The 22,514-nt window shown below is 59.0% G+C and carries 17 protein-coding genes and 1 pseudogene; 4 read left to right on the top strand and 14 right to left on the bottom strand.

Annotation, left to right across the window (positions count from 1 at the left end):
* Positions 1–20: 20 nt before the first annotated feature.
* Entirely contained in the window at positions 21–266 is a 246-nt protein-coding gene (locus G3N59_RS29485; protein ID WP_205986361.1) for a hypothetical protein, read from the bottom strand.
* Positions 263–1,522: an MFS transporter gene (locus G3N59_RS29480; RefSeq protein WP_205986360.1), complete on the bottom strand. Its 1,260-nt coding sequence runs from the start codon at positions 1,520–1,522 to the stop codon at positions 263–265. Before G3N59_RS29480 ends, G3N59_RS29485 begins: the two co-directional genes overlap by 4 nt.
* A gap of 100 nt (positions 1,523–1,622) precedes the next feature.
* On the opposite strand from G3N59_RS29480, the gene G3N59_RS29475 reads away from it, so the two are divergent.
* Positions 1,623–2,426 (top strand): helix-turn-helix transcriptional regulator, encoded by an 804-nt coding sequence (locus G3N59_RS29475; protein ID WP_205986359.1) that lies wholly within the window; start codon positions 1,623–1,625, stop codon positions 2,424–2,426.
* 254 nt (positions 2,427–2,680) lie between these two features.
* Here the strand turns inward: G3N59_RS29475 and G3N59_RS29470 are convergent, their stop codons facing one another.
* The 11 genes from G3N59_RS29470 to G3N59_RS29420 all read right to left on the bottom strand — a co-directional run bounded on the left by G3N59_RS29470 (position 2,681) and on the right by G3N59_RS29420 (position 17,169).
* Complete coding sequence (locus G3N59_RS29470; RefSeq protein WP_205986358.1) at positions 2,681–4,024, bottom strand: ATP-binding protein; 1,344 nt, start codon at positions 4,022–4,024, stop codon at positions 2,681–2,683.
* Positions 4,025–4,147: 123 nt separating this feature from the next.
* The gene (locus G3N59_RS29465) at positions 4,148–4,555 is read right to left on the bottom strand and encodes a ParB N-terminal domain-containing protein (RefSeq protein ID WP_205986357.1); all 408 of its coding nucleotides are present in this window, start codon (positions 4,553–4,555) and stop codon (positions 4,148–4,150) included.
* A 1-nt stretch (position 4,556) separates the two neighbouring features.
* Positions 4,557–5,747, bottom strand: a complete 1,191-nt coding sequence (locus G3N59_RS29460; RefSeq protein WP_205986356.1) for an aminotransferase class V-fold PLP-dependent enzyme — start codon at positions 5,745–5,747, stop codon at positions 4,557–4,559.
* A complete protein-coding gene (locus G3N59_RS29455; protein ID WP_205986355.1) occupies positions 5,741–6,994 on the bottom strand; it encodes an MFS transporter in 1,254 nt (417 codons plus the stop codon). The genes G3N59_RS29460 and G3N59_RS29455 overlap by 7 nt, the downstream gene beginning before the upstream one ends.
* 3 nt (positions 6,995–6,997) lie before the next feature.
* Positions 6,998–8,908, bottom strand: coding sequence for an IucA/IucC family siderophore biosynthesis protein (locus G3N59_RS29450; RefSeq protein ID WP_205986354.1), 1,911 nt, complete (start codon positions 8,906–8,908; stop codon positions 6,998–7,000).
* Positions 8,909–8,920: 12 nt separating this feature from the next.
* Positions 8,921–10,078 (bottom strand): NAD/NADP-dependent octopine/nopaline dehydrogenase family protein, encoded by a 1,158-nt coding sequence (locus G3N59_RS29445; protein WP_205986353.1) that lies wholly within the window; start codon positions 10,076–10,078, stop codon positions 8,921–8,923.
* The gene (locus G3N59_RS29440; RefSeq protein ID WP_205986352.1) at positions 10,075–11,124 is read right to left on the bottom strand and encodes a cysteine synthase family protein; all 1,050 of its coding nucleotides are present in this window, start codon (positions 11,122–11,124) and stop codon (positions 10,075–10,077) included. Before G3N59_RS29440 ends, G3N59_RS29445 begins: the two co-directional genes overlap by 4 nt.
* On the bottom strand, positions 11,111–12,544 hold the full coding sequence (locus G3N59_RS29435; RefSeq protein ID WP_205986351.1) for a Y4yA family PLP-dependent enzyme: 1,434 nt from the start codon (positions 12,542–12,544) through the stop codon (positions 11,111–11,113). The genes G3N59_RS29440 and G3N59_RS29435 overlap by 14 nt, the downstream gene beginning before the upstream one ends.
* A gap of 25 nt (positions 12,545–12,569) precedes the next feature.
* Positions 12,570–14,819 (bottom strand): TonB-dependent siderophore receptor, encoded by a 2,250-nt coding sequence (locus G3N59_RS29430; protein ID WP_205986350.1) that lies wholly within the window; start codon positions 14,817–14,819, stop codon positions 12,570–12,572.
* A gap of 249 nt (positions 14,820–15,068) precedes the next feature.
* Entirely contained in the window at positions 15,069–16,508 is a 1,440-nt protein-coding gene (locus tag G3N59_RS29425; protein ID WP_205986349.1) for an ATP-binding protein, read from the bottom strand.
* Positions 16,486–17,169 (bottom strand): response regulator transcription factor, encoded by a 684-nt coding sequence (locus G3N59_RS29420; RefSeq protein WP_205986348.1) that lies wholly within the window; start codon positions 17,167–17,169, stop codon positions 16,486–16,488. The genes G3N59_RS29425 and G3N59_RS29420 overlap by 23 nt, the downstream gene beginning before the upstream one ends.
* A gap of 555 nt (positions 17,170–17,724) precedes the next feature.
* Here G3N59_RS29420 and G3N59_RS29415 point away from each other — a divergent pair.
* Positions 17,725–19,884: a TonB-dependent siderophore receptor gene (locus tag G3N59_RS29415; RefSeq protein ID WP_241024392.1), complete on the top strand. Its 2,160-nt coding sequence runs from the start codon at positions 17,725–17,727 to the stop codon at positions 19,882–19,884.
* Between the two features lie 13 nt (positions 19,885–19,897).
* A complete protein-coding gene (locus G3N59_RS29410; protein ID WP_241024390.1) occupies positions 19,898–20,707 on the top strand; it encodes a hypothetical protein in 810 nt (269 codons plus the stop codon).
* Between the two features lie 121 nt (positions 20,708–20,828).
* Here G3N59_RS29410 and G3N59_RS29405 read toward each other — a convergent pair whose 3' ends face one another.
* Positions 20,829–21,881, bottom strand: a complete 1,053-nt coding sequence (locus tag G3N59_RS29405) for a cytochrome C nitrite reductase (protein ID WP_241024388.1) — start codon at positions 21,879–21,881, stop codon at positions 20,829–20,831.
* Positions 21,882–22,321: 440 nt separating this feature from the next.
* Here G3N59_RS29405 and G3N59_RS29400 point away from each other — a divergent pair.
* Positions 22,322–22,514 (top strand): annotated as a pseudogene (locus G3N59_RS29400) (substrate-binding domain-containing protein); the annotation flags it as partial.

Here is a 22,514-nt window from a genome sequence, read left to right as displayed (position 1 = left end):
CAATAGCGCATTACCTCACTTCAAAAGCCATGCATTGCCACGCCAATCACCACGATCAACAACACAGCAGTCGGCCAAAGTCTCTTTCTTTGCGCACGCCATTCAAGCAGCCGTTGCTGCGCTTCATGCCGTGTCACGCCTGATAGACGGAATGGGTGCCGGTCGATTTCGGCTTTCATGGCGCGAATATGCAAGCTCAGGCTGGCATGCGATATGAGCGCAAACAGCAGCACGGCTCCCATCGGATAAAGGGCGTCCCGCATCATCCACGCTGCTCTGAGCCGGAACCGGCGTCAGCACGCTCGCCCGGTTGCCTGGGCAGCCAGGCCGCAGCGATACCCAGCAAGGGGAGCCAGGCACACACAGCGTAGACGGCGGGAATCCCATGGCGATCGGCGGCGCGACCGAGCACCGCCGCGCCAATGCCGCCCAGTCCGAATGCAAAACCAAAAAATAATCCGGACACCATACCAATTCGTCCCGGCATCAATTCCTGCGCATAGACCAGAATCGCGGAAAACGCGGACGACACGATGAAGCCAATCGCAATCAGCAGGATCGTCGTGACGGGCAGGCTCGCGTAAGGCAGTGCGAGTGTGAAGGGCGCGGCGCCCATGATCGAAAACCAGATCACGGTCTTGCGGCCGATCCGGTCGGCCAGCGGGCCGCCGACCAGCGTTCCCGCCGCCACGGCAGCCAGGAATATGAAGAGATGCAGTTGCGCCGCTTGCACGCCCAGCCCGAATTTCCCTTGCAGATAAAAGATCAGATAGTTGCTGATGCTCACGGTGTAGAAGTATTTGGAGAACATCAGCAACATCAGGATCGCGATAACCGGCACCACCGTGCGCAGGTCGAGCGCTGCCTTGCCGGTCGCGCTGCGTTTGCGCGCGCCGTGCTGCGCCATGTCCCGCCGATACCAGCGGCTCGCGAGCGAAAGCAGCAACATGGCCAGCACGGCGGCAAGCGCGAACCACGCAATGCCGTGTTGACCGCGAGGCGCGATGAACAGCGCCGCGAGCAGTGGTCCAATTGCGCTACCCGTATTGCCGCCCACCTGGAAAATCGATTGTGCGAGGCCATGCCGCCCGCCCGAAGCCAGGCGCGCCACGCGCGACGATTCGGGATGAAACATCGAAGAGCCGGTGCCCACCAGCATTGCCGCGCAAATCAAGCCGGGAAAGCTGCCGACACGCGATAGCAACAGCAGCCCGCACAGGCTGAAGATCATCGATACGGGCAGCGATCCGGGCCTGGGCGTGCGATCCGTGTAGTGGCCGATAAACGGCTGCAGCAAACTGGCGGTCAATTGATACGCCAGCGTCACCACTCCCAGTTCGCCAAACGACAGATGCAGTCCGCCTTTGAAAAGCGGATAAACCGCAATCATCAGGGACTGGATCATGTCGTTGAGCAGGTGCGAAGCGCTCATGACGCCGAGTATGCCGAACGCCGTCTGTCGCCCGGAGGGCGCAGGTCGCGACGATGCCGCGTTCGAGGTCAGGGTGGCTGCGTTTTTCATGGTCTGGAGCCCGCTGCATGCGCTGGATGGGAAATCCAGTCTAGGGCTACACTACCGATCCGTCTCCCGCGAATAGCCAATCGATCGTCGGAAAAAGGACATGCCCAGGCTCAGCCCGCTTTCGCAAGATTCCCAGCATTCCCCGCGACGCGACCATCATCATCGTCTTGCCGCGGTAAGCAGTCGTTCGGTCGATTTTCCCGCGGGCGAAGTCCGTCCCGCGCACCATCACGGCGTGGCGCAGCTGATCTATGCGGTCGAAGGCGTGATGGTCGTGAGCAGCGAGGCGGGCCAGTGGATCGTGCCGCCCACACGCGCGATCTGGATGCCGGCCTTCACGTCGCACACGATCCGCATGGTGAGCGCGGTGTCGATGCGTTCGCTCTATATCCAGCCGGAGGCCGCTAGCGGATTGCCCGCAGCCTGCGCGACCGTGGCGATTTCCGATCTGCTCAAGCAGCTTATTGTCAGTGCGATTGAGATTGACGGCGATTATCTGACCGATTCGCGCGATGGCCGCTTGATGGGGCTGATACTCGACGAGTTGCGGGTTCTGCCCGTTCTGCCTTTACATCTGCCCAATCCCCACCATCCGTATCTGCGCACGATCTGCAACGCGATCGCGGAAGCGCCCGACGACAACCGGACCCTGGCTCATTGGGCGGGAGTCATTGGCGTCGACGTCAAGACGATTCAGCGTCTGTTCATGCGGGAAACTGGTTTGACGTTTGGTCAGTGGCGGCAGCAGGCCCGGCTTTTGATGGCGCTGGAGCGCCTGGCGTCGGGCGCGCGTATCGTCGATGTTGCGCTCGATATGGGCTACGACAGCCCCAGCGCATTTTCCGCGATGTTTCGCAAGCAGCTGGGCGTGCCGCCGAGTGAATATTTTCGCGTGGTGGAGTAGAGGGGCTGTGGGGCCGCTTTATTCGTAGCAAATACGCGGCCCCACACATTTCACGCCTCGACCGCCTCTTGCGACCGCGCCGGATAATCCGTATTACCCCACTCGCCGTCGAACAGCTTGCCGTCTGTCATGGCGTTCACCGCCGCGTCTTAATCGAATGGCAGTTAGCTTAACGTCTCGAACTAACGCGCCAAGTACGGCGCGCTTGTATTGTGCAAAGGTGACGTCGCGAAATCCGTCTGCGACAGATCTGATCACAGAGGTTTGAGTCGCGTGAGCGAAGCTGTGAGCCCGACGCCGTCAGCGTTGTTAGCGAGGGTCAGTTGCGCGCCGTGGCGTGCGGCGATACGCGCGGCGATGGATAGGCCAAGCCCACTTCCGGTTCCTTGCGGCGCATTCGCCCGGTAAAACCTGTCAAATGCCCGATCGATGTGTTCTTCGGGAATGCCGGGTCCGTTATCGACTACCTGAATAGACGTGTCGTCACCGTTGTGGACTAACACCAGATCGACCTGGCCGCCACACGGCACATAGCGGATTGCATTGTCTACCAGGTTGCCGATGAGCGTATGCAAGCCGTGCGGGTCAACGCGTGCCTCGAACGTATCACGACCCGGGCGATCGGAATGCACGACGAGTCCAAGGTCGATCGATTTTTCCTCTGCGAGCAGAGAAAACTCGCCAATGATCGTCTCCGCGATTTTTCGCAGACTCGCAGGTTTGAGTTTCGCCGGCGTATCAGAGTCTTCGTGGGCAAGACTCAACAGTTGGTGCACGAGGCGAACGAGACGGCTAAGGCGCACGCTGATTCGATCGAGAATATGCGTTTCACCACGCAATTCGCCCGAGCGAATCGTACTCTGTACTTGCAGGCTGAGTGCCGCGAGTGGCGAGCGCAGTTCGTGGGCCGCGTCGGCGATGAAATTCTGCTGTGCCTGGGATGCGAGACGGAGTCTCGCAAGCAGATCGTTGAGTGCGTGGACGAGCGGGACGAGCTCGAGAGGCGTGTCCGCGTCGAGAACCAGCGGATGAAGCGCGGAAAGACTGCGCGTCGTGAGGTGGGTGGAAAGCTCGCGTATCGGCAGCAGGCCGCGCGCGACGACAAACAGAACGAGAGCGATCGACATGGGTACCAGCAGTGCCAACGGCCAGATTGTGTGTAACGCCAGCTGGCGACCGAGGCTGTCGCGAATGCCGTAAGGCTGCGCTACCTGAACGAAAGCGTCCGGCCGCTGGAGGCCGAACACGCGCCAGGTTTCGCCGTTGTGCCGTAATACATTGAAACCTGCGCCGCCGCGCGGCAGTGAAACGACGTGTTGCGAGTGATAGGCTTCGCGGCCTTGATCGTCCCAGATCTGAATGAGAATTTCGTCGTCGTCGATTCCGCTATAGCCTTTGCCGCCGCGTTCCGCGTCTTCGATACGCTGGGCGACACCCAGATTGGCGGGGATGGAGAGCGCGACTGCACGCAATTCGTAATCGAACAACTCGGCCGCCTCATGACGGGCGGTGCGAAAAATTCCGTAGGCGGCAATCAACGAAGCAATGGCGAAGCCGCATACGAGCCAGGTGAGCAGGCGGCGGCGGATCGAAGTCATGGAGCGGTTAGGGAGCACTACAGAAAGGGCCGATATCGCGAATCAACGAGCGACGAGTATATCGGTGCTGTCGGGAAGCAGCACGGCAGGCATGCATGCATGCACGCGCAATCGATCGACTCGTCATTGCAGAATGTCGAGCGGTATATCGGTCACGGGCAGCGAAGGCGCGAACGCATGCCGTGTGGTCTTATAGGGGAACAAGGCCTTTTCACACAGAAGGCGCTGAAGAATGGCGTCTACCTGGAACGGTATGCCGGTCTTCCATTCGGTTACCGACACTCTGGGGTCAAGATAATCGAGCAGCACGCATGGCAGGTGACGAAGTCCGAGAATGGCTGCAGCAGTCAGGCGATGATTACCGTCCATGACAATGCCGGTTTCGCGACTCACGGGAATAGGGGTTGTCCATTTTCCTGATGTGCGAATCTCACACACCAGTTTGTCGACATTGGTGTGGTCGACCGCTTCGGATTGGACGAGAAACTCGATCGGCTTCACTGCGACGCAATAGGGATTCTGCTTCGGCATCTTATCTCCGGAGAGAGATTTCATTGATGGCATAAACGAGTGCGTCGATTTCATCCTGCACGTTATAGGCGTGCACGGAAGCTCGTACGACCGATTTCAGGCCGCGTGCGCGCATGTCCAGCATCGTCGATGTGTCGGTCGAACAGGAAACGTTGATTCTCTCTGGCAGGCTTGCGAGCTTGCGCTTGATGTCGTCGGGATCGATACCGTCGCAAGTGAACGTGACGATGCCGGATTGAATCGCGCCGACGTCCTGCAACCGCACGCCGTCGACGTCGCGCAACTGGGCACGAAGTGCGTGCGCGAGCATTTGAATCCTCGTCCAGATCGCATCCATGCCGATCGATAGCGCGTACTCGACCGCCGCGCCCATGCCGAGTTTGGCCGCGATGTTGCATTCCCAGTTCTCGAACCGTCGCGCACCGTTGCGGAGCTCAAACGAATCGGGGCCGCGTAGATGCGCGGCGTGCAAGTCGAGGAATGCTGGCTCCAGTTGCGAGCACAGGTCGCGCTCGACGTACAGGAAACCCATGCCGCGCGGTCCGCGCAGGTATTTCCGGCTGGTTGCCGTGAGTGCATGACAGCCGATCTTCTGCACGTCGAGCGGTAGTTGTCCGATGCCCTGGCAGGCATCGAGCAGGAACCATGCGCCTGCCTGCCGGGCTTCCTTACCGATCGCCTCGACAGGTTGAACCGGGCCGCCATTCGTGCCGATGACAGGCAACGTGACGAGTTTCGCGCGCGGATGCTGAAGCTTGCGTCGCAGATCATCCATGCAGATCTGGCCGCCCGGATCGTTCTCCACGACGACGATCTCAATGCCCAGGCGCCGCTTCAGTTGCAGGTACGGAATAAAGTTGCCAGCATATTCCGTTGTGGACGTCAAAACGATGTCGCCTAACTTGAGCGGCAGCGAATAGAACACCATGTCCCATGCGCGCGTGGCATTTTCGACAACGGCGATTTCGTCTGGCATCGCGCCGATGAGTCGCGCAATCGACGCATAGACGTCTTCAAGCCGTGCATCAGCAGCGGCGGCTGCCTCATAGCCGCCAATACGGGTTTCGCATTGCAGGTGCGCCATGACGGTATCGATCACGACATTCGGCATCAAGCTCGCGCCAGCGTTGTTCAAATGAACGACGTCGGCGGTCCCGGGAGTGTCTGCTCGCAACTGTTCTACGTTCAGCATGGTGTGTCCCTCGCTTCTGTTGGCGCACGAATCGATGCGGGCCGCTCACGCACAAGCGTCAAAATGAGGGCGGTTGCCATGGCGTAGGCGACACCGACGAATACGTACGTGTAGCGAAGCCCGGCCGCATCCGTCAACCACCCGCCCAGGGCGATACCCAGAATGGATGCCAGTTGCGTCGTACTCTGCGCCACGCCGAGCACATAGCCTTGCTGCGAACCGCTGGCTGCCCGCGAAATCAGCGACATCAGCACAGGCGTGGTGGCGCCCAGCAACATCCCCCACAGAAAATGGATTGCGACGAACACTTCGACGCTTCGTGTGAGTGCCGCGCCAAGCGTCAGCGCACAGCAGCCCAACGCGATGCCGGTCATGCGCCGCAATGTTTCGGCAAGGCTACGCTGTTCAAAGAAACGTGCCCACAGCGCGGCCGAAACAACAAAGCCGAACGCCAGCATGCCGTAGCAGAAACCGACTACCCAGTTGTCGACGTTGAATGTCGTGCGGACGTAGAGCGAGAACGGCGTTTGCGTGAACATCCGGCTGATCAACAGCAGGCCGATTACGCCAAGAAGCCCGGCGATCGGTGTCCCGCGCCACGGCGAGGCGCCGCGTTCGAGGGCTTGTTTTTCTGGTTGCACGCTCGCGTTTGGACGCGAAGAGCGGACATCAGGCAGGATCGTTGCGACGGCAAGCGCACTGGCCAGGCACAACACGCCAGCAACAATATTGATCCAGACGAAAGTCGAATGGTCGAGGATGACGCCACCGAAGACAGCGCCCACCAGGGAGCCGAGATTCGTCGAGACCTGCAGATACGCGAAGAGCCGTCCACGACGCAATGGATCGATAATGCCAACACCGTAAGTCTGCGCGGGTGCGATATAACCCGCGCATGCGCCTTGCAGAAAGCGCAGCGCGAGTATCGACCAGACATCGCTTGCCCACGCCAGCGCAAACTGGGTGAGCGAAAGGCCGATGAGCGCGCGGATCATCATCAGCTTATGTCCGGTGCGATCGCCTATGCGGCCCCAGAAAGCGCTAGTCAGCATGATACCGAGCATCGGCCCGACGTAGACCGCGACGCCCGCAAAGCCCGATTCGAACGCCGAGTGGCTGAGTTCCTTGAGATGCAGCGGCCAGAAGGGCCCGCTCATTTCCATCGCGCCCATCGATACGAGTTGAATCGCGAACAGCACGTGTATGAGGCGTGCCGCGCGCTCGGGCGCGACAGAGACATTCATCATGAGTTATTGCTCCTCGACCAACTCAGGCAGCGGATTCGGCAAATCGTGCTGAAGACGATAATCTGCATACTTGAGGAGGTGCATACGCAGAACCGAACGCGTTGGCCAGGGCTGTTCGAGGAACGCGTCGAGTTCGCGCGCCCACAACGTAGGCTCCACGCGAGATGAGAACGCATCGAATGCACGCGCGGTTTCTTCGCGAATGACACGCCAGAGTTGATCCGACGTCAGTGCGTATTCGCGCGTCAACGCCAGCGCGAGTTCGTGCAGATGACACACGAAGCAGGCGTCGAGTACGAAAGCGCGAACAGGTTCGATATCCTGATCAAATACGGTTGGCAGAATGCCCGGGTGCACGTATGGCTTCAATTCATAGCCGCGGGCGTTGAGCAGCGGCGCGTAGGTGCGTCCGTCGCCAAAATCGCGGATCAGCATTTTACGCGGCATGCCGATTTCGTCGAATAGCACTGAGGTATTTTGCTGGTGTGCTTCCAGCGCGATGCCATAGAGCAGATAGATGCCGACGACGGGATGCACGACAGCTCGAACATAGTTGCGGAACCAGGTTTCGACGGTCGATGTAGCGGCGGGCGTGCCCGACTGCATTTCAACGAGTTCGGTCACGAGCGGACGGCCGTCCACCGGCGAGGCCGTGAACAGTGCCGCCACTGTGACAGGCAGCAGCGCGTCCGTACGGTCCAGTGCTTCGGCGCTCGCGCGGAATGCCACGGATAGATGGCGTCCGGGCCGGTCCTCCTGACGCACAGCGTGCCTGTAATGGAACGCGGCTTCTTCAGGAAAGGCTTCGAGCGTGCCGTCAAAACCTCGCTCATCGGCGAGGATGCGTTTCATGAGCCAGCTGATTCGCGGCCCCATATGAATCGACTTTGCCTGCAGTGTGCGCTGCTCGCTTGTGAGCCAGAGAGCAACCGGCAATTTGATGAACGGCACCGGACCGGGCAGACGCGGCATCATCGTGCGGAACGACATGGTGGGCCAGGTTTCGATATCCGGGCCATCGAGCAGCAGAATGCCTTCCTCCAGTTCAGCGGCATATTCATGGCGAACGAAGTGTTCGAGATGCCAGCTATGAATGGGCAGCGGCAGCCAGTCGTGCTCGTCGAGTCCCTGTTCGTTCAGGCCGTCTCGCCAGCGCGTCCACACGTTGGGAAAGTTGGCGGCGAACCAGGTCTGCACGCTCTCTACATGCGGCATTCGCTCGATGTAGGCCATATCGCGGCGCAACGCGGCAACGCGCACATTGACAAGGGCGTTGAATTCCGGCGACAGCGCGGCGACTTCCTCCGCATCGAGATCGGGCTTGCTCTTCCACGTGGGATAGAACGGATGACCTTCGAGCGAGCCCCATTGGTCGAGTTCCACCGCGGCCTGACGCACGCTCAGATGTTTGCGCATGTAGCCCAGCAAGCCGCCTGATCCTGCCACGCGGATGCGCTCGCGCAGATCCGCGTTCCAGGCATCGCGATAGATACGTGCGAGCGCGTCGTTGGCGACGCTATTGGCGATATCCGCTTTGAGACCCGCGACGCCGTCGTCGCCCGGTTTGAAGTCGAAAGAAGGGCACAACGCATCGATCAACCGGTCCGGCTGATTGAGGGTGGTGCGAGTACCGTCGGCATCGGCAAGAACCAGTTCGCCGTTATTGATGAACGTGTTCGCAGGGGCCGCTTCGAGATCGGTGAAAAGCAGCCGGGCATTGCGATTCGCTAACGCAAGCGACGCACCGCGTCCATCGGCTGAGAATTCGAGAGCCCGGGCATCGAGGATGCCTTCGGCAAAGAGGCAGCGCACGAGACGTCGCACCGCGTTGCGTCGCGCTGCATCTTCCGCGTCTTGCCGGTGTTCGGCGTAAAACGCGTGATTGGACTGCAAAATGGAGAGATTGGATTTCATGAAACTCCGCCTTCAGGCTGGCCAGGATTCAGGAAAGTAGTCGAGTGCGGACCTGCGCAGGCCCTGCATATACGACACATTCCATTGAAAGACTTCTTCGATATGCGGCAGACGCACGTTGAGACGGCGGCCCATTTCCACGAGCAATGAAAGGCCAAACGCTACGTCCTCGTGAAAAGCGCGGTGTTCGCGATCGATGACATAACCGTCGCGATGTGCTTCGTGCACGAGCGGCAACGCGATGGCGTCGTATGCCTGGTTCGTGCGTAGCACCGAGAGCATGGTGCGCGGATCGGCAATCTGCTCCTCGTACGCCTCGACAATTTCCTGTTTCAACGGCTTGACCGATGACAGGTCGATATCGAGGCGCTGTTCGAGTGCCTTGCAGAGCCGTTGATTCTCTTCGTCGCTGCGTTCGAGAAAATACGCGCCGAGTTCGGGGCAATCGGACCACCAGCAAAGCGATTGGGCGAACGTTGTTTCGTGCCATTGCCCGTAGGGTCCGATCAGTCCGTAAAGAACCGAACTGTGCATGATCGGATTGCCGGGCGTCAGCGTGATTTCAAGGTAGTCGCCCAGCAATTCGACGCTCGCTTCATAGAGCCGGGAAAGATGCCTGAGCAACGCCTCGCGCGCGTGCTTGCTTTCGCGCGAATGCGTCGCGGCGTAGAGGGCGCTTTTCGCGCCGCCCATTCTGACCGACACGCCTGGACACAGATCGGACGCAATATGCGGGACGTCCTTCATGCCCCAGATGACCACGTTATCGCGATCGGCAAACGTTTTCTCGGCAAGCCAGTCGAAGCCGCAAAATCCCGGAATCGCGCCCACATAGACCGGCTTGTGCGAGGGCAGGCCGGACGCGATCTGCTCCAGCAGTTGTGGCCGCACGTGGGCCGGAACAGTGACGATGACGATGTCTGCCTCGCGGCACGCTGCTCCGGGATCGCTTGTCACCGCGTCGAGCTGCGCCGAACAACGGGTTCCGTCGGGCAGGATGGCAGTCACGCCTTCGTCGTGCTGGTAGTTTTCCACCACGGCGGGATTGTTGGTGTAGAGGGTGACGTGCACGCCTGGCAGGCGAGCGAACAGCACCGCTGCGAGGTGCCCTGTGCGACCGCCGCCGCACACCACCACGTTGAGCGGGTCAACCGTTGCAGCGGCGCTCATGCGGCGTGGACCGCGTGCAGGCGTGGCACTTCGCGCGGCGCTTCTTCGGCGTCTGCCTGGCCGAGCCAGCCGTCGAGGCGTTCCCAGACGCGCGGATCGAGAAGACTGCGCTCCTCGAGCCAGTTTTCGCTGAAGACGGTATGCAGATATTTTTCGCCGCCATCTGCCACAGCCGCCACGACATTGCCGCGAATCACACCGCTATGAATGAATTCCAGCGCCTTGTAGATCACGCCGCCCGTCGATCCACCCACGAGCAGGCCGGTGCGTCGCGCGATATAGCGAGCGGTTTCGAACGCGTGGGAATCGGATACCTGCACACCCATGTCGATGCAGCTGTAATCCAGCACCAGTCCGACCGTGTCGCCGGCCGGTGTGCCAGTTCCGGATTGATAGTAAGGATGACCAGGTTGTCCGAATACGATCGAGCCCTCCGGTTCGACAGCTATCGTTTTCGTTTGCGGATTGTGGACTTTGAGTCCGCGCGCGATGCCGGTCATCGAACCTCCCGTGCCGACGCATCCCACGTAGGCATCGATACCGCCGATTTCGCTGACGACTTCCCGCACGAATTCCGAATAGCCGCCTGCATTGGCTGCATTGTCCGACTGGTTCATGAACACCGCGCCCGGGATCTCGCTGGCCAGTGCCGCAGCCATGCGTTGCCGCTCGACCACGGCGACCTCGTCCTCGCGATAGTGGCCTTCCACATAGCGGATTTCCGCGCCCAGCGCCTGCATGACAGCGATTTTGTCGGGCGCCGCATGGTGATCGACCACCGCGATAAACCGCAGGCCGAATTCGACCGCAGCTATCGCCAGCCCAATGCCCGTATTGCCCGACGACGATTCGACCACCACGCCGCCCGGACTCAATCGACCGGATTTCAGCGCAGCCACGATCATGTTGCGGGCCATGCGATCCTTGATACTGCCGCCAGGATTGTTCTTTTCGACTTTCAAGAGCAGGCGTGCGTGCTTACCGGGGACATCGAGACAAAGAATCGGCGTGTTGCCAATCAGGTCAGTGACTTTATTCAAAATCATGGCGTTCCTCCATTCGATCGTCGGGTGAGAAAGTCATCTGGCCGCGCGCGTCGAACGTCGCCGCGATGCGACGTGGCATGGGATGACGATGAAACTCGTTTTCGAGCAGATCCATCTGGTAGCCAGCCGTGTTGGCATAGACCAGCAGATCGCCCGCATGCGGATACACGGAAAAATCAATCAGGCGATTGGAAATGACGTCTTCGTCCAGGCAGCTATGACCGGCAACCCAGGCGCGCACCGGCCCGGATTGGCGTCCGGGCGCATCGGAAAGCGGCACATGCTGCGGATCGATCAGGAATTCGGAACCGAACCAGGTTTCGCAGGCGCTGAAGCTGCTGCCCTCGGCGAAAATCACAGCTTCATTGTCCGCAAGCGATTTGACACGCGTGATGCGAAACACGGAAAGCGCAGCCTGGTCGGCGAGACTGCGCCCTGGTTCGATGGCCAGCGTGAGTTGCTGGGACTTCAGATAACCCGCAACCGATAAGCCTTTGATACAGGGCGAGGCAAGCAGTCGATCGAGCCATGTGGCTGCATCTATTGCGCCGCCATAGGGATAAAAGGAGCGGGGGACCGACGCATTGCGATAGTGCGTCGGGTTCTGCCCTTCGAGGTAAGCGCGATAGCGCTCCTGATCGACATAGCGAACAGGCAGGCCGCCGCCGATATCGATCATGGCTGGATTCAATCCCATTTCACGTGCGGCTTCGACTAACGATACGAGTTGTGTGAGCGCCGCCACCCGAGGTTCGTGACGATAGCCGGCGAGATGAAAGTGGAAACCTTCAAACGAAATGATATTTTTTAGGTATGCCAAACGTTTGAGTAAATAAAAAAGCTGGGCCTGCTCAAGACCAAACCGGCTTGCCTGCGAATCGGCCGGTTTATACCGTAGCAGAACACGTACAGGTTGTTCCGGTTGTACTTCGCGAGCAATAGCTTCGATATCGTCCAGTTCCTCGACGGAATCGACGGAAATCAGCGCTCGATTGGCCACGAGCGCCATGTGAAAGACGCGGGTTTTTGCCGGTCCGGTTGCGCAAAGATTGCGTGGTTCGATACCGGCATGCAGCGCGTCGCGCATCTCGTAGATGCTCGACACGTCCACGCCGACACCCGCATCGACCGCGGCCCGAACAAGGGCCGGCGATTTGTTGACCTTGGCGCCATAGAAGATTTCGTGCGTCACGCCATGACGGCGGAAGACCGTCCGAAGACGCTCGACGTTGCCGGCGAGCGCCTGAGGCACGACCACGTTGAGCGGCGAGCCATATTGCTGCGTCAAGGCAGCCAGCGAGGTCTGCGGATCCTGCAGCAAATGGCGCAGTTCCTCGCCGAGTAAAGGCGCAAGCGTTAAGGGCGGCGACAGGCAGGCATCGTTGGGGTTGTTCAATTCGAGCAGCACATCACTTTGCATTCTCATCTCCGCCAGAGGTTCAAAATCAGAAGTCCACGCTCGCCGATGCGAACACCGTACGCGGCGCGCCGAGCGAGATCGTTCCGTACGAGGCTACGCCCGACCAGTAATTGCGATTGAAGACGTTGAGCAGGCCAGCGCGGAACGTAGTCGATTTTCCGTAAATCGGCGTGGTGTAGCGTGCGCCGATATCGACGGTCGTCCATGAGGGCACAGACTGCTTGTTGGCCTGGTCGAAGTATTCCTGGCCAGTGAAATTAATGCCACCGGTGAGCGTCAGACCATGCACCCATGGCAGATCCCACTCGGTGCCCAGGTTGGCCATCCAGCGCGGCACGCCAACGGGGCGATTGCCCACGGTCGAAGCGCTGTTCGTTTTCGTAAGTTCGGCATCGATATAGGTCACGCCGCCAAGCAGACGGACGCCCTTCAGCGGCTCACCTGCGAACGTCAATTCGAGGCCCTGATTGCGCTGCTCGCTATCGACTGCGTAGACGGTGCCATACAGTTGGCCGCTCGGCTTCGTGATACGGAACGCGGCCAACGTGGCCATGACGCTGTGATAGTCCAGCTTGACGCCGAATTCTTCCTGCTTCGCCTTGTAAGGGGCGAACACCTGGCCCGCATTCGACGCCGTTGTCGGTGCGATATCGCCGCGGCTCAGGCCTTCGACGTAATTGGCGTAAAGCGACACATATTGAACAGGCTTGAACACGATGCCAACCAGTGGCGTCACCGCGCCCTTATCGTATGAGGACGACTTCGCGCCCGTGCTGGTGTTGAAGTTGTCCGATTCAATCTGCTGCTGGCGCAGACCGGCGGTCAATTGCACGCGGTCGTTCAGGACGCTGAGCGTATCGGCCAGCGCCACGCCATAAAGTTGCGACGAAGATACTTTCGGCACGCGCGACGGCGAGGCGATGTCCTGCTCCGGGCTTGCAATCGGCGAATAGATATTCGAGAGAATCGCCGAGCCGGAATTGCTGCCATTGGCAATGCGATCGCGGTAGATGCTGGCCATCAACGTCACCTGATGCGAAACCGGCCCGGTGTCGAAGTGGGCGCGGGCACCCGTATCGGCGCTCCAGCGATTGACCTGGAACTTCCAGTTCTGCGGCGTGGAGCGGGTGTCGCCGGCCGCGTTGAGGATGGTCGGCGTCTGGTCGGACAGACGCGAGACGTCCGTCTTTGCGGTGCCCGCATCGGCGAAGATCGTGACATTGCGGCTGGCGTCGTATTCGGTGTGCAGCAGTACCGACTGATCTAGCGATTTCCACCAGCCCCACGACTGCGTGACATTGCGCGCGCCATCGGGCGCGGACGGCACAGCCAGCCCGGAGGTCAGCAGGAAGGGGCGCGTCGGTGCGTCCACCCATTGGTACTGCGTGATGAAATCGAGCGTCGCGCGAAGGCGCTCGCCCTGATAGTCGAGCGAGAGCGCTCCCACTTCCGAGCGCGAATGCTGATTGTCGAGCGGCGTGCTGCCTTGACGATGCAGCCCGTTGAAGCGAATACCAAATTGGCGATCATTACCGAAACGCCGACTCAGATCGACATGTTCGCCGAACTGCGCATCCGACGTGTAATCAACGCCCACGCGTGTGAGATCTTGCGCCAACGGCCGTTTCGGCACCACGTTGACCACACCGCCAACGCCGCTATTGGGCGACATGCCGTAGAGCAGGGCGGCCGGTCCCTTCACAACTTCCACGCGCTCCACGTACTCGGGGAAGACGTGATAATTCGGCACGACACCATACACGCCATCGAACGCAAATTCGCTGACATTGCCTTCGTTAATCGGAAAGCCTCGGATATAAAACGAATCCGTCACGCCGCCGGTCTGCCCGGTGAAACGAATCGACGGATCTTTGTTGAGCACGTCGGCCAGCGTCTGTGCCTGCTGGTCCTGCATGCGCTTCGATGTGTAGCTGCTCACGCTGAATGGCGTGTCCATCACGTTCTTGTTACCGAGTAAGCCCACACGGCCACCGGTGGCAACCTGGCCGCCCGCGTAAGCGGTGGGGAGTTCGTCGGCTGTCGCCTTCGCGTTCACTTTCACCGCTGGCAATGCTTTCGACTGGTCGGGGCTGGACGAATCAGTTTGCCCCGATAGCTGCGCATACGTAGTGGTACTAAACGAAAAACTACAAGCAGTTGCGAGGGCAATCTGGAGGGCCGAAACCAGCGGCTTGTATGCCCAGGCGTGCTGTGATTGCGCGGCGTTGCGGGAAGACGGTGGCGATTGACGAGATTGACGAACCCGAAGTGACATGATCGTAAGTCTATGTTTTTGTTAATGAATTCTTGCGATGACGGTGCCTTTCAATTTGTTAACGATAGCGCGAATGAGAACTGTTCGCAATACATATGAGGAAAAAGATGCTCGCGGCATCGATTTCAATGGTGCCGTCGACTACTCCGTTGTTTTTTTTCGAATGAGCATTTCCTTAAGCGTTTCTTAAGGAAGTTGAGCGAACACACGGAAGGAGGCCGATGCGCCCGATATTGGCGCATGCAAGTTTCACTGCCAGGTTGCTTTCTGGGTGGATTGTGTTGCAGTGCGCTTGCCTTGAATGCGGGTCTCATGAACGTCGACGGCTCCGTCTGCTTCAATCAACATAACGCGGCAGCCTTTTGCGACGCGATCGAATATCAGCGTCATGCCGTGCATTGCGGCGACTGCATTCGACAGGCTTAGCCCAAGTCCGTTTCCGGGAGTATGTCTGCTGGTCTCGCCGCGATAAAAGCGCTGCAACACAGCTTGATGCTCGTTTTCGGGGATGCCGGGGCCATTGTCGTGAACAGAAAATTGAATGCGGCCTTCAAGGCGGACCAGGCTGACCACGATCCGCCCTCCTGTTGGCGTAAATTTGATGGCATTCTCGATGAGATTGGCCAGCGCTTCGAACAATAGATTCGGGTCGCCTTTCAGGTGAAAATCACAATTGCCTTCGATTTCGCATCGGTATGTAAGGCGCTTTTCTTCCGCAGATGCCTCATAGTATTCATACACGTCACTGACGATCGCGGCCATATCGACCTCCACGAACGATTCGCGGCGCACACCGCTTTCGATTTCCGATATTCGAAGCAGCGCGTTGAAAGTGTGAAGCATGTCCGTGGCGTCGATGAGGGTTTCGTTCAGCGCCTGACGATAGTCGTCAACCGTCCGGTCACGCCGCTGCACCCGCTCGAGCCCGGCAATCATCGTCGTTAGCGGCGTACGCAGGTCGTGTGCGATCGCATCGCAGACGCCTTTTACTTCGTTCATCAGTCTCTCGATTTCGTCGAGCATTCCGTTGACCACTCGTACCAGGCTTTCGAGGTCGTCGTGGCGTCGATGCGTCGGCAAACGCTGCGAGAGGTCTCCGTCAACGATTTGCCTGATTGTCGCTGTGACGGCATCCAGGCGACGAAGTGAACCCAGTCCGATTAACGCCGCACCGACCAGGCCAATTGCGAGGGCGATAGCCGCGCCTATCAACAGCACTTTGACGAGGCCGCTGTTGAAACTGTTCAGCTCGCGCGCGTTCTGGCATCGCATCGCGATATGGTTACCCGGAAGATTCGCAGCAATACAGCGCGCGGTCTGATTGATGGGTCCCTGCTGCAAACGGATGGTGAATGGCTCTCCCACGGAGGCAATATCATGAGGCAGCCTGGTCAAGGAGCCAGCGATATATTGACCGTCGTTCTTGAAGAGACCGTTTGGGCGCTGCTGGTCCGGGTCGCTTTGAGCCAGTACATTGAAAAGAGCGGACAGTCTCGCTGGTGAACTGCGCTGCATGGCAACGTATTCGCGACCTAGCCAGTCATCCACCCGCTTCGTTTCGAAACCGGTAATCGAAAAATACAGATAGGCGAACAGAGGCACCGAGATGCCGCCAAAGATGCCGAGGAATAGCACCGAAAGCCGAAAGCTTGTGGTGCGTCGAAGGTCAATCAGGCGCACGAAGGACATAACCAGATCCGCGAACGGTATGAATGATGGGCGCCGTTGCCGTCGGGTCGAGTTTCTTTCTCAGGCGACTGATATGTACATCGATAACATTGGTGCGCTCGCCTACGCGGTAATTCCAGACCGCTTCAAACAGCATCGTGCGGCTGACCACTTGCCCTTCGCGACGGATCATATACTCGAGAATCCGGTACTCGCGCGGTAGTAGTTCGACTTCCTTTCCTGCATATCGCACAGTGCGGCTGACCAGGTCGACATGCAGTTGGCCGATGCGATACGTTGGTTCCTGGATAGAGGTCTGCGCGCGACGAACCAAAGAATCGAGCCGGGCAGTCAGCTCGATATATTCGAATGGCTTGACGAGGTAATCGTCACCGCCCGTGCGCAATCCCTTCACGCGCTCGTCAACGGTCGATAGTGCGCTGAGAATCAACACAGGCGTTGTTGATGCCGCGTCGCGAAGTGCGCCCAACACCTCGAGGCCATCCATCCCGCCTGGCAGCATCCGGTCGAGAATGATCGCGTCAAGGCTGCGCGAAGTTGCGCACGCGAGTCCTTCCGCGCCCGTCGTCGCGGTTTCGACCAGATATCCGTGATCCTCCAGCGCGGCCTTGATTTCGCGGAGTGTTTTCGCGTCGTCTTCGACGACAAGTATTGTTGGCATGGCGAAATCTCGTCAAAAAATCGGCAGGACAGCCCTCAAAACGTCCCCCGAACATTAAATAAAGTTCATTAAACGCGGTTCATCTCATTGATTTTGCGAGGGAATTGCCAAATCTGAATTTTTAAAGTATAAATACGAACCATTCTCATTTTAGCAGCGAGCAGACCTCCGTGACAGTCAGCGGAGCTGTTCACTGCTGAAAACCAGCCAGAGTGGTGTGGTGCGTTCTCGTGCACGTGTGCTCATGTTGTCAGATAGGACGATTAGTAATCCTACTTTCTATGCGTGGGCCTCAATTGCAGGGAATCGACCGGACAGTGGCACGTTCAGTCGTGCACGCTTCAGGCTGAACCGCTAGCCGTTTGGCGATTTTCGCCTTGGTGCAAGCGTGGAACGACGTTTCCACGGCTTGCCTGTTTCAATTTTCTCTGTGTCGGCCAATTCGAACGCAAGACGTTCGATGGCGCAGCTTTGCTCGTTATTTTCTCCTTCTCCGCCATGAATCGATCTTCTCGCCAGGTCCGTCGCGCCTCTTCGGCGCGGCAACGCTCCACCTTGAAACGACGCCGGTCTATCGCCGTTGCGCTGTCTGTGGTCGTCTATGGCGGGTTCGCCGATGGTCGCGCTTTCGGAGACGAACTGGTTGCCGCTCCCAGCACGTCCGCGTCGGCGTCCACCGTGACGAATGCGACGGCAGAGGGGGCCACGCTGGCGCCCATTGTGGTCAAGACCGCGAAGGAGTCGGCAGTCAGCCCTTACGCGCCGAAAACCGTTCAGACGGGTCAATACCGCGGACTCGACGCGCTCGATGTTCCTGCCACCGTGAGCGTCGTCACGAGCGATGTGCTGAAAGCGCAAGCCGCAACGGGTTTGTACGACGCGTTGCGCAATGTAGCGGGCGTCACGCGCCAGCAGCTGAGCGGTATTTCGTATGACCAGCTTTCCATTCGCGGCATTGCACTGGACAACCGTCAAAGCTATTACCTCGACGGCGTACTGCCCATCGACAACAACATCTGGATGCCGATGGAGGATAAGGAGCGGGTCGAAGTGCTGAAGGGGGCTTCGGCGTTGTACTACGGCTTCGCGGCGCCGGCCGGGATCGTCAACATGGTGATGAAGCGCGCGGGCGACACGCCGGTGACGTCGGTGTCGACGCTGGTCGATTCGCATGGTTCGGTCGGCGCGCACGTCGATATTGCGCGGCGCTTCGGTGCGGACAAGCAGTTCGGTATTCGCGTCAATGCGATGGCCGAACATGTCGAGACGCCTATCAGTGGCGACCGCGGCTATCGCATGTTCGAGAGCGTCGCGCTCGACTGGAAGCCGACGAATCGATTGACGCTCAAATACGACCTCGAGCACATCGATCAGCGTGTGGTCGAGCAGGCCGGTATTACGCCGCTCACTGCCGTCAACGGCGTCATCACGTTGCCCTCGCTGCCAGACGCGTCGAAATTGCTGGTGCCGAACGACAAGCCCACCACATCCACCGCAATTGCACAGATTCTGCGCGCCGACTATCTGATCAACGACAACTGGAGCGCCAATGTGTCGATTGGTCAATCGATCACGCAACGCAATCGATGGCTCTGGATTTTCCAGAAGTACAACGTCGATACGGGAACCGGCCAGGTTCAGGGCAGCCAGCAGAATGGCCAGTTCTACGAGAACAAGAATGTGCGCGCGGAAATCAATGGCCTGTTCGACACGGGGCCTGTCACGCACGACGTCACGTTCGGCGTCAACGAAAACTGGCTATTCCAGCCTGATTTCACGACTTACTATTACACGGCGACGCAGAATCTGTATGAGCCGATCAGTATCACGAGTTTGACGCCAGGTTCGTCGAAGGCCTTTTACGCGCAGCACATCAGTAACCAGGGCGCCTACCTTTTCGACCGCATCGGCTTGACGAAGCATCTCGACTTCACGGCGGGCGTGCGGTATTCGTCCTATCACGCTACGCAAGCGAAAACGGTCACGCAGGATGTGAACCACACGTCGCCGTCGGCGAGCATCGTGTACAAGCTCACGCCGAGAACGAGCGTCTACGCGAGCTATATCGAAGGGCTTGAGTCTGCTGGCACTGCGCCCGCGACGGCCACAAACGCGTATCAGATTCTGCCCGCGGCGGTGAGCAAACAAGTGGAAGTCGGCCTGAGGCATCGCTTCAATAACGGCGCCCTGGCGTCGATCGCTGCGTTCCAGATTCGGCAACCGTCTGCAAGCACGGATGCTGACGGCGTCTACGCCCTGAACGGTGTGGGCCGCTATCGAGGTATCGAGTTTTCGTATCAGGGCGACATCACGCGCGATCTCTCGATCGTCACGACCGGAATGTGGCTCGATGCGACGCTCGTCGACAGCACCGATTCCACCACGCTCGGCAAGCGCCCGGAAAACACACCGCGTTACACCGGCAGCGTATTTCTGAATTATCGAGTGCCGCATCTTTATGGCTTTTCGATCAACGGCGGTGCGTATTTCGTAGGCCAGCGTCCGATCAACGACGCGAATCAGGCCTATATCCCCGGCTACACGCTGTTCTCCGCTGGCGCTCGCTACGAGACGAGTCTGTTTGGACGCAACGCCACGTTTCAGTTGAATGTCGAGAATGCGTTCAACAAACACTACTGGGCGTCGGCGGGATCGAGTCAATTGGGTATTGGGCTCGAACGGACCATCTCGTTGACCTCGACAATCGATTTCTGATAGGAGAACAACCATGAATATGAATCTGTCATTGCGTTCGCGCGTCACAGCGTCGCGCGGGTCGCGAGGCACGCTACTGCGGGTGGCCTCGTTGCTCGCTGCGTTGCTCGCGTTGGGTGGTGCAGGCACGGCTGCCGCGGCGGCGCCTCGCGAAGCGGGGCCGGGCGCCGATGCAGTCACGACCGGCAAGAACGTGCTGTACGTTACCCGACTCAATCATCGCGACCGGGAAGAAGACGACAAGGTGGTCGCGCATCTGGAGCAACGCGGAATGGTCGTCAAACTCGTCGACGAGGATGCGCCGGTTTCGGCTGCGAAAGGCGAAGACCTGGTCATCATCTCGTCGGTAGTCAGCGCGCGCGATATGGTCGGGACGCCGTTTCGCGACGTCCCTGTCCCACTCTTGACGTGGGAATCGGATCTGTTCGATTCGCTGCGCTTCACCGGTCAGAAAAAGGGCGAGGACTTCGGCGAGGTCGTGAAAGAGCACTACGTGAACGTTGTGAATGCACCGAGCCCGCTCGCGGGCGGCGTGCCGGCCGGAAAGCGCTGGGTCTATCCGCGAGACGACGAAATCGGATGGGGCAAGCCTGGGCCGGGCGCGACAATCATTGCGACCATCGCTGGCGAACCGACCCATGCGGTGGTTTTCGCTTACGAGAAGGGGGCGACTATGGACTACGATTTCGTCGCGCCCGCGCGTCGTGTCGCGCTGTTTCTCGGTAATCGCTCGTTTGAAAAGCTCAGCGCCAATGGCAACGCGCTTTTCGACGCAGCCGTGAATTGGGCGATTCGCGAACCAGGTGACGAGCGTTGCAAGTAGTCAGCCCGGCACAAGCGGGTAGCCCAGGCCAATTGCACATAAATCGCAATGAGTTGCCGCGTTGCTGAAAAGCGTATCGAGGCGCTGCCTCGATACGCGTAGCCTGCCCGGTATCAACGGACTAACGATATACCCTGACGCAACCGCTCGTGCAGGTCGTGTCGCCTGCCGCAACAGGCACAAAAAACTTGTGGTCGTCGGCGGCAATCGAATGCGCCGCTTTGCCCGTCGGGATATTGCCCAGCCAGCGCTTGCTGTGTGCGTCGACGAATCCCATCACTGGGCCGCCGGGGTTGGCGACGGCGGCCAGACCATAGCGCCCGGAGCTGGCGTCATACCAGACTTCATCGGAACCGCCGACCTGGTCGAGTGAAGCAGTGACGGTGCCAGTACGCGAATCGATCAGCAGCGACTTGGCCGGAAATCCGGCTTCGACAGCATCGTTACTGCACCCGACCAGGATTTGGCCATCCGGACCCGCTGCCAGTCCTGCGGGCATGCAGCGCGCGACGTGAATCATGCGCTCCAGCTTCGCGCTGCGCGGATCGATCACGGCGATGCCGCCGTCATCCTTGTGTCCGTCGAGTACGGGCACCGCAAGCAACAGCTTCCTGGTCGCCGGTTCCCAGACGGGCTGCTCGATGCCGTCCGTGGCTTGGGGCAGCAAGAGTCTAGCCCTCACATCGTAGGGCGCTCGCGCTGAAATCAGCGTGACGAAAGGGGGATCGTCAGCGTTGTTGGCGGCGGCAATCAACTGCTCCTGAGGATCGTAAGCCAGCTCGTCAACACGCTTGCTGCCGCCGGTCGAGACCGTCGCGAGCGTCTTCTTCGACGCAATATCGATGACCTTGATATCGCTATTTCCGTCTCCTGCCCAAATCTTCTTGCCGACGATGACGATGCCATTCGGCCCGGACATATCGGTCGCCTTCTCACCGGTAAAGCCCGTCAGCCGCCCTTCGAAGCGAAGCGTGTGAGTATCGAACAGATCGACGGACGCATTCGAGCGATCCGCGAGCGCATAGAGACCGTGGCTGGCAAAGCCAATATCGAAGCTCGCAAGCGGGGCGCCGGGAATGGCCAGCGTTTTCTCAGGCTGAGGAGTTGTTGCTTGAGCCGAAATGCCGATGAGCAAACAGACTGTTGCAACAAGACTGCGTTGAATGATGGCCATGTGCAGGGAGTTGGGTGACAAACGAATGGACGAGCGATGTATTGGATAGCGGCGTCTCATGATCGAAGCAGCACGCACTGTGTAAGCGGACATCACGATAACAACGCAACTATTAAGAGAAACTTAGTTACATGGCACATAAAAGTGAATTTATAATTGTAAAAATAGCCTAATAATTCGACAACATTCAGTTCGCCGTTTCTGATCGCTCGACGTGATCTTCAGTTCAATCTGTAATGATTTGCGCGATAGAAAATATTCAAAAAACCATGGATTCATGGCGCTTTCTTAAGGTTCGCCTAAGCAAGTTCATGAGTTAAATATGCTGGCTCTGCGTCGAGGATTATTCTTTGAAGCGAATTACCCATGTTTCACGGTTTTGAAATATTCCGCGCCTATCGTGCCGACGCTGTAATTGTCACGAAAAGAATGGAGTCGTCATGAAAAACCGGATTCTTGTTGTTGCCGCCTGTGCACTGTTCGCTTCGCTCGCCCACGCTGCCGATATCACTGGCGCGGGCAGCACCTTTGCAGCACCGATCTACACGAAATGGGCGGATGCCTATCAAAAGTCGGGCGGCGGCAAGGTGAACTACCAAGGCATCGGCTCGTCGGGCGGTATCAAGCAGATCG

This window comes from Paraburkholderia sp. Ac-20340 (genome assembly GCF_017104965.1).
GTDB lineage: Bacteria > Pseudomonadota > Gammaproteobacteria > Burkholderiales > Burkholderiaceae > Paraburkholderia.
Note: the sequence above shows the minus strand (reverse complement) of the source record. Positions and strands in the feature narration are given on the sequence as shown.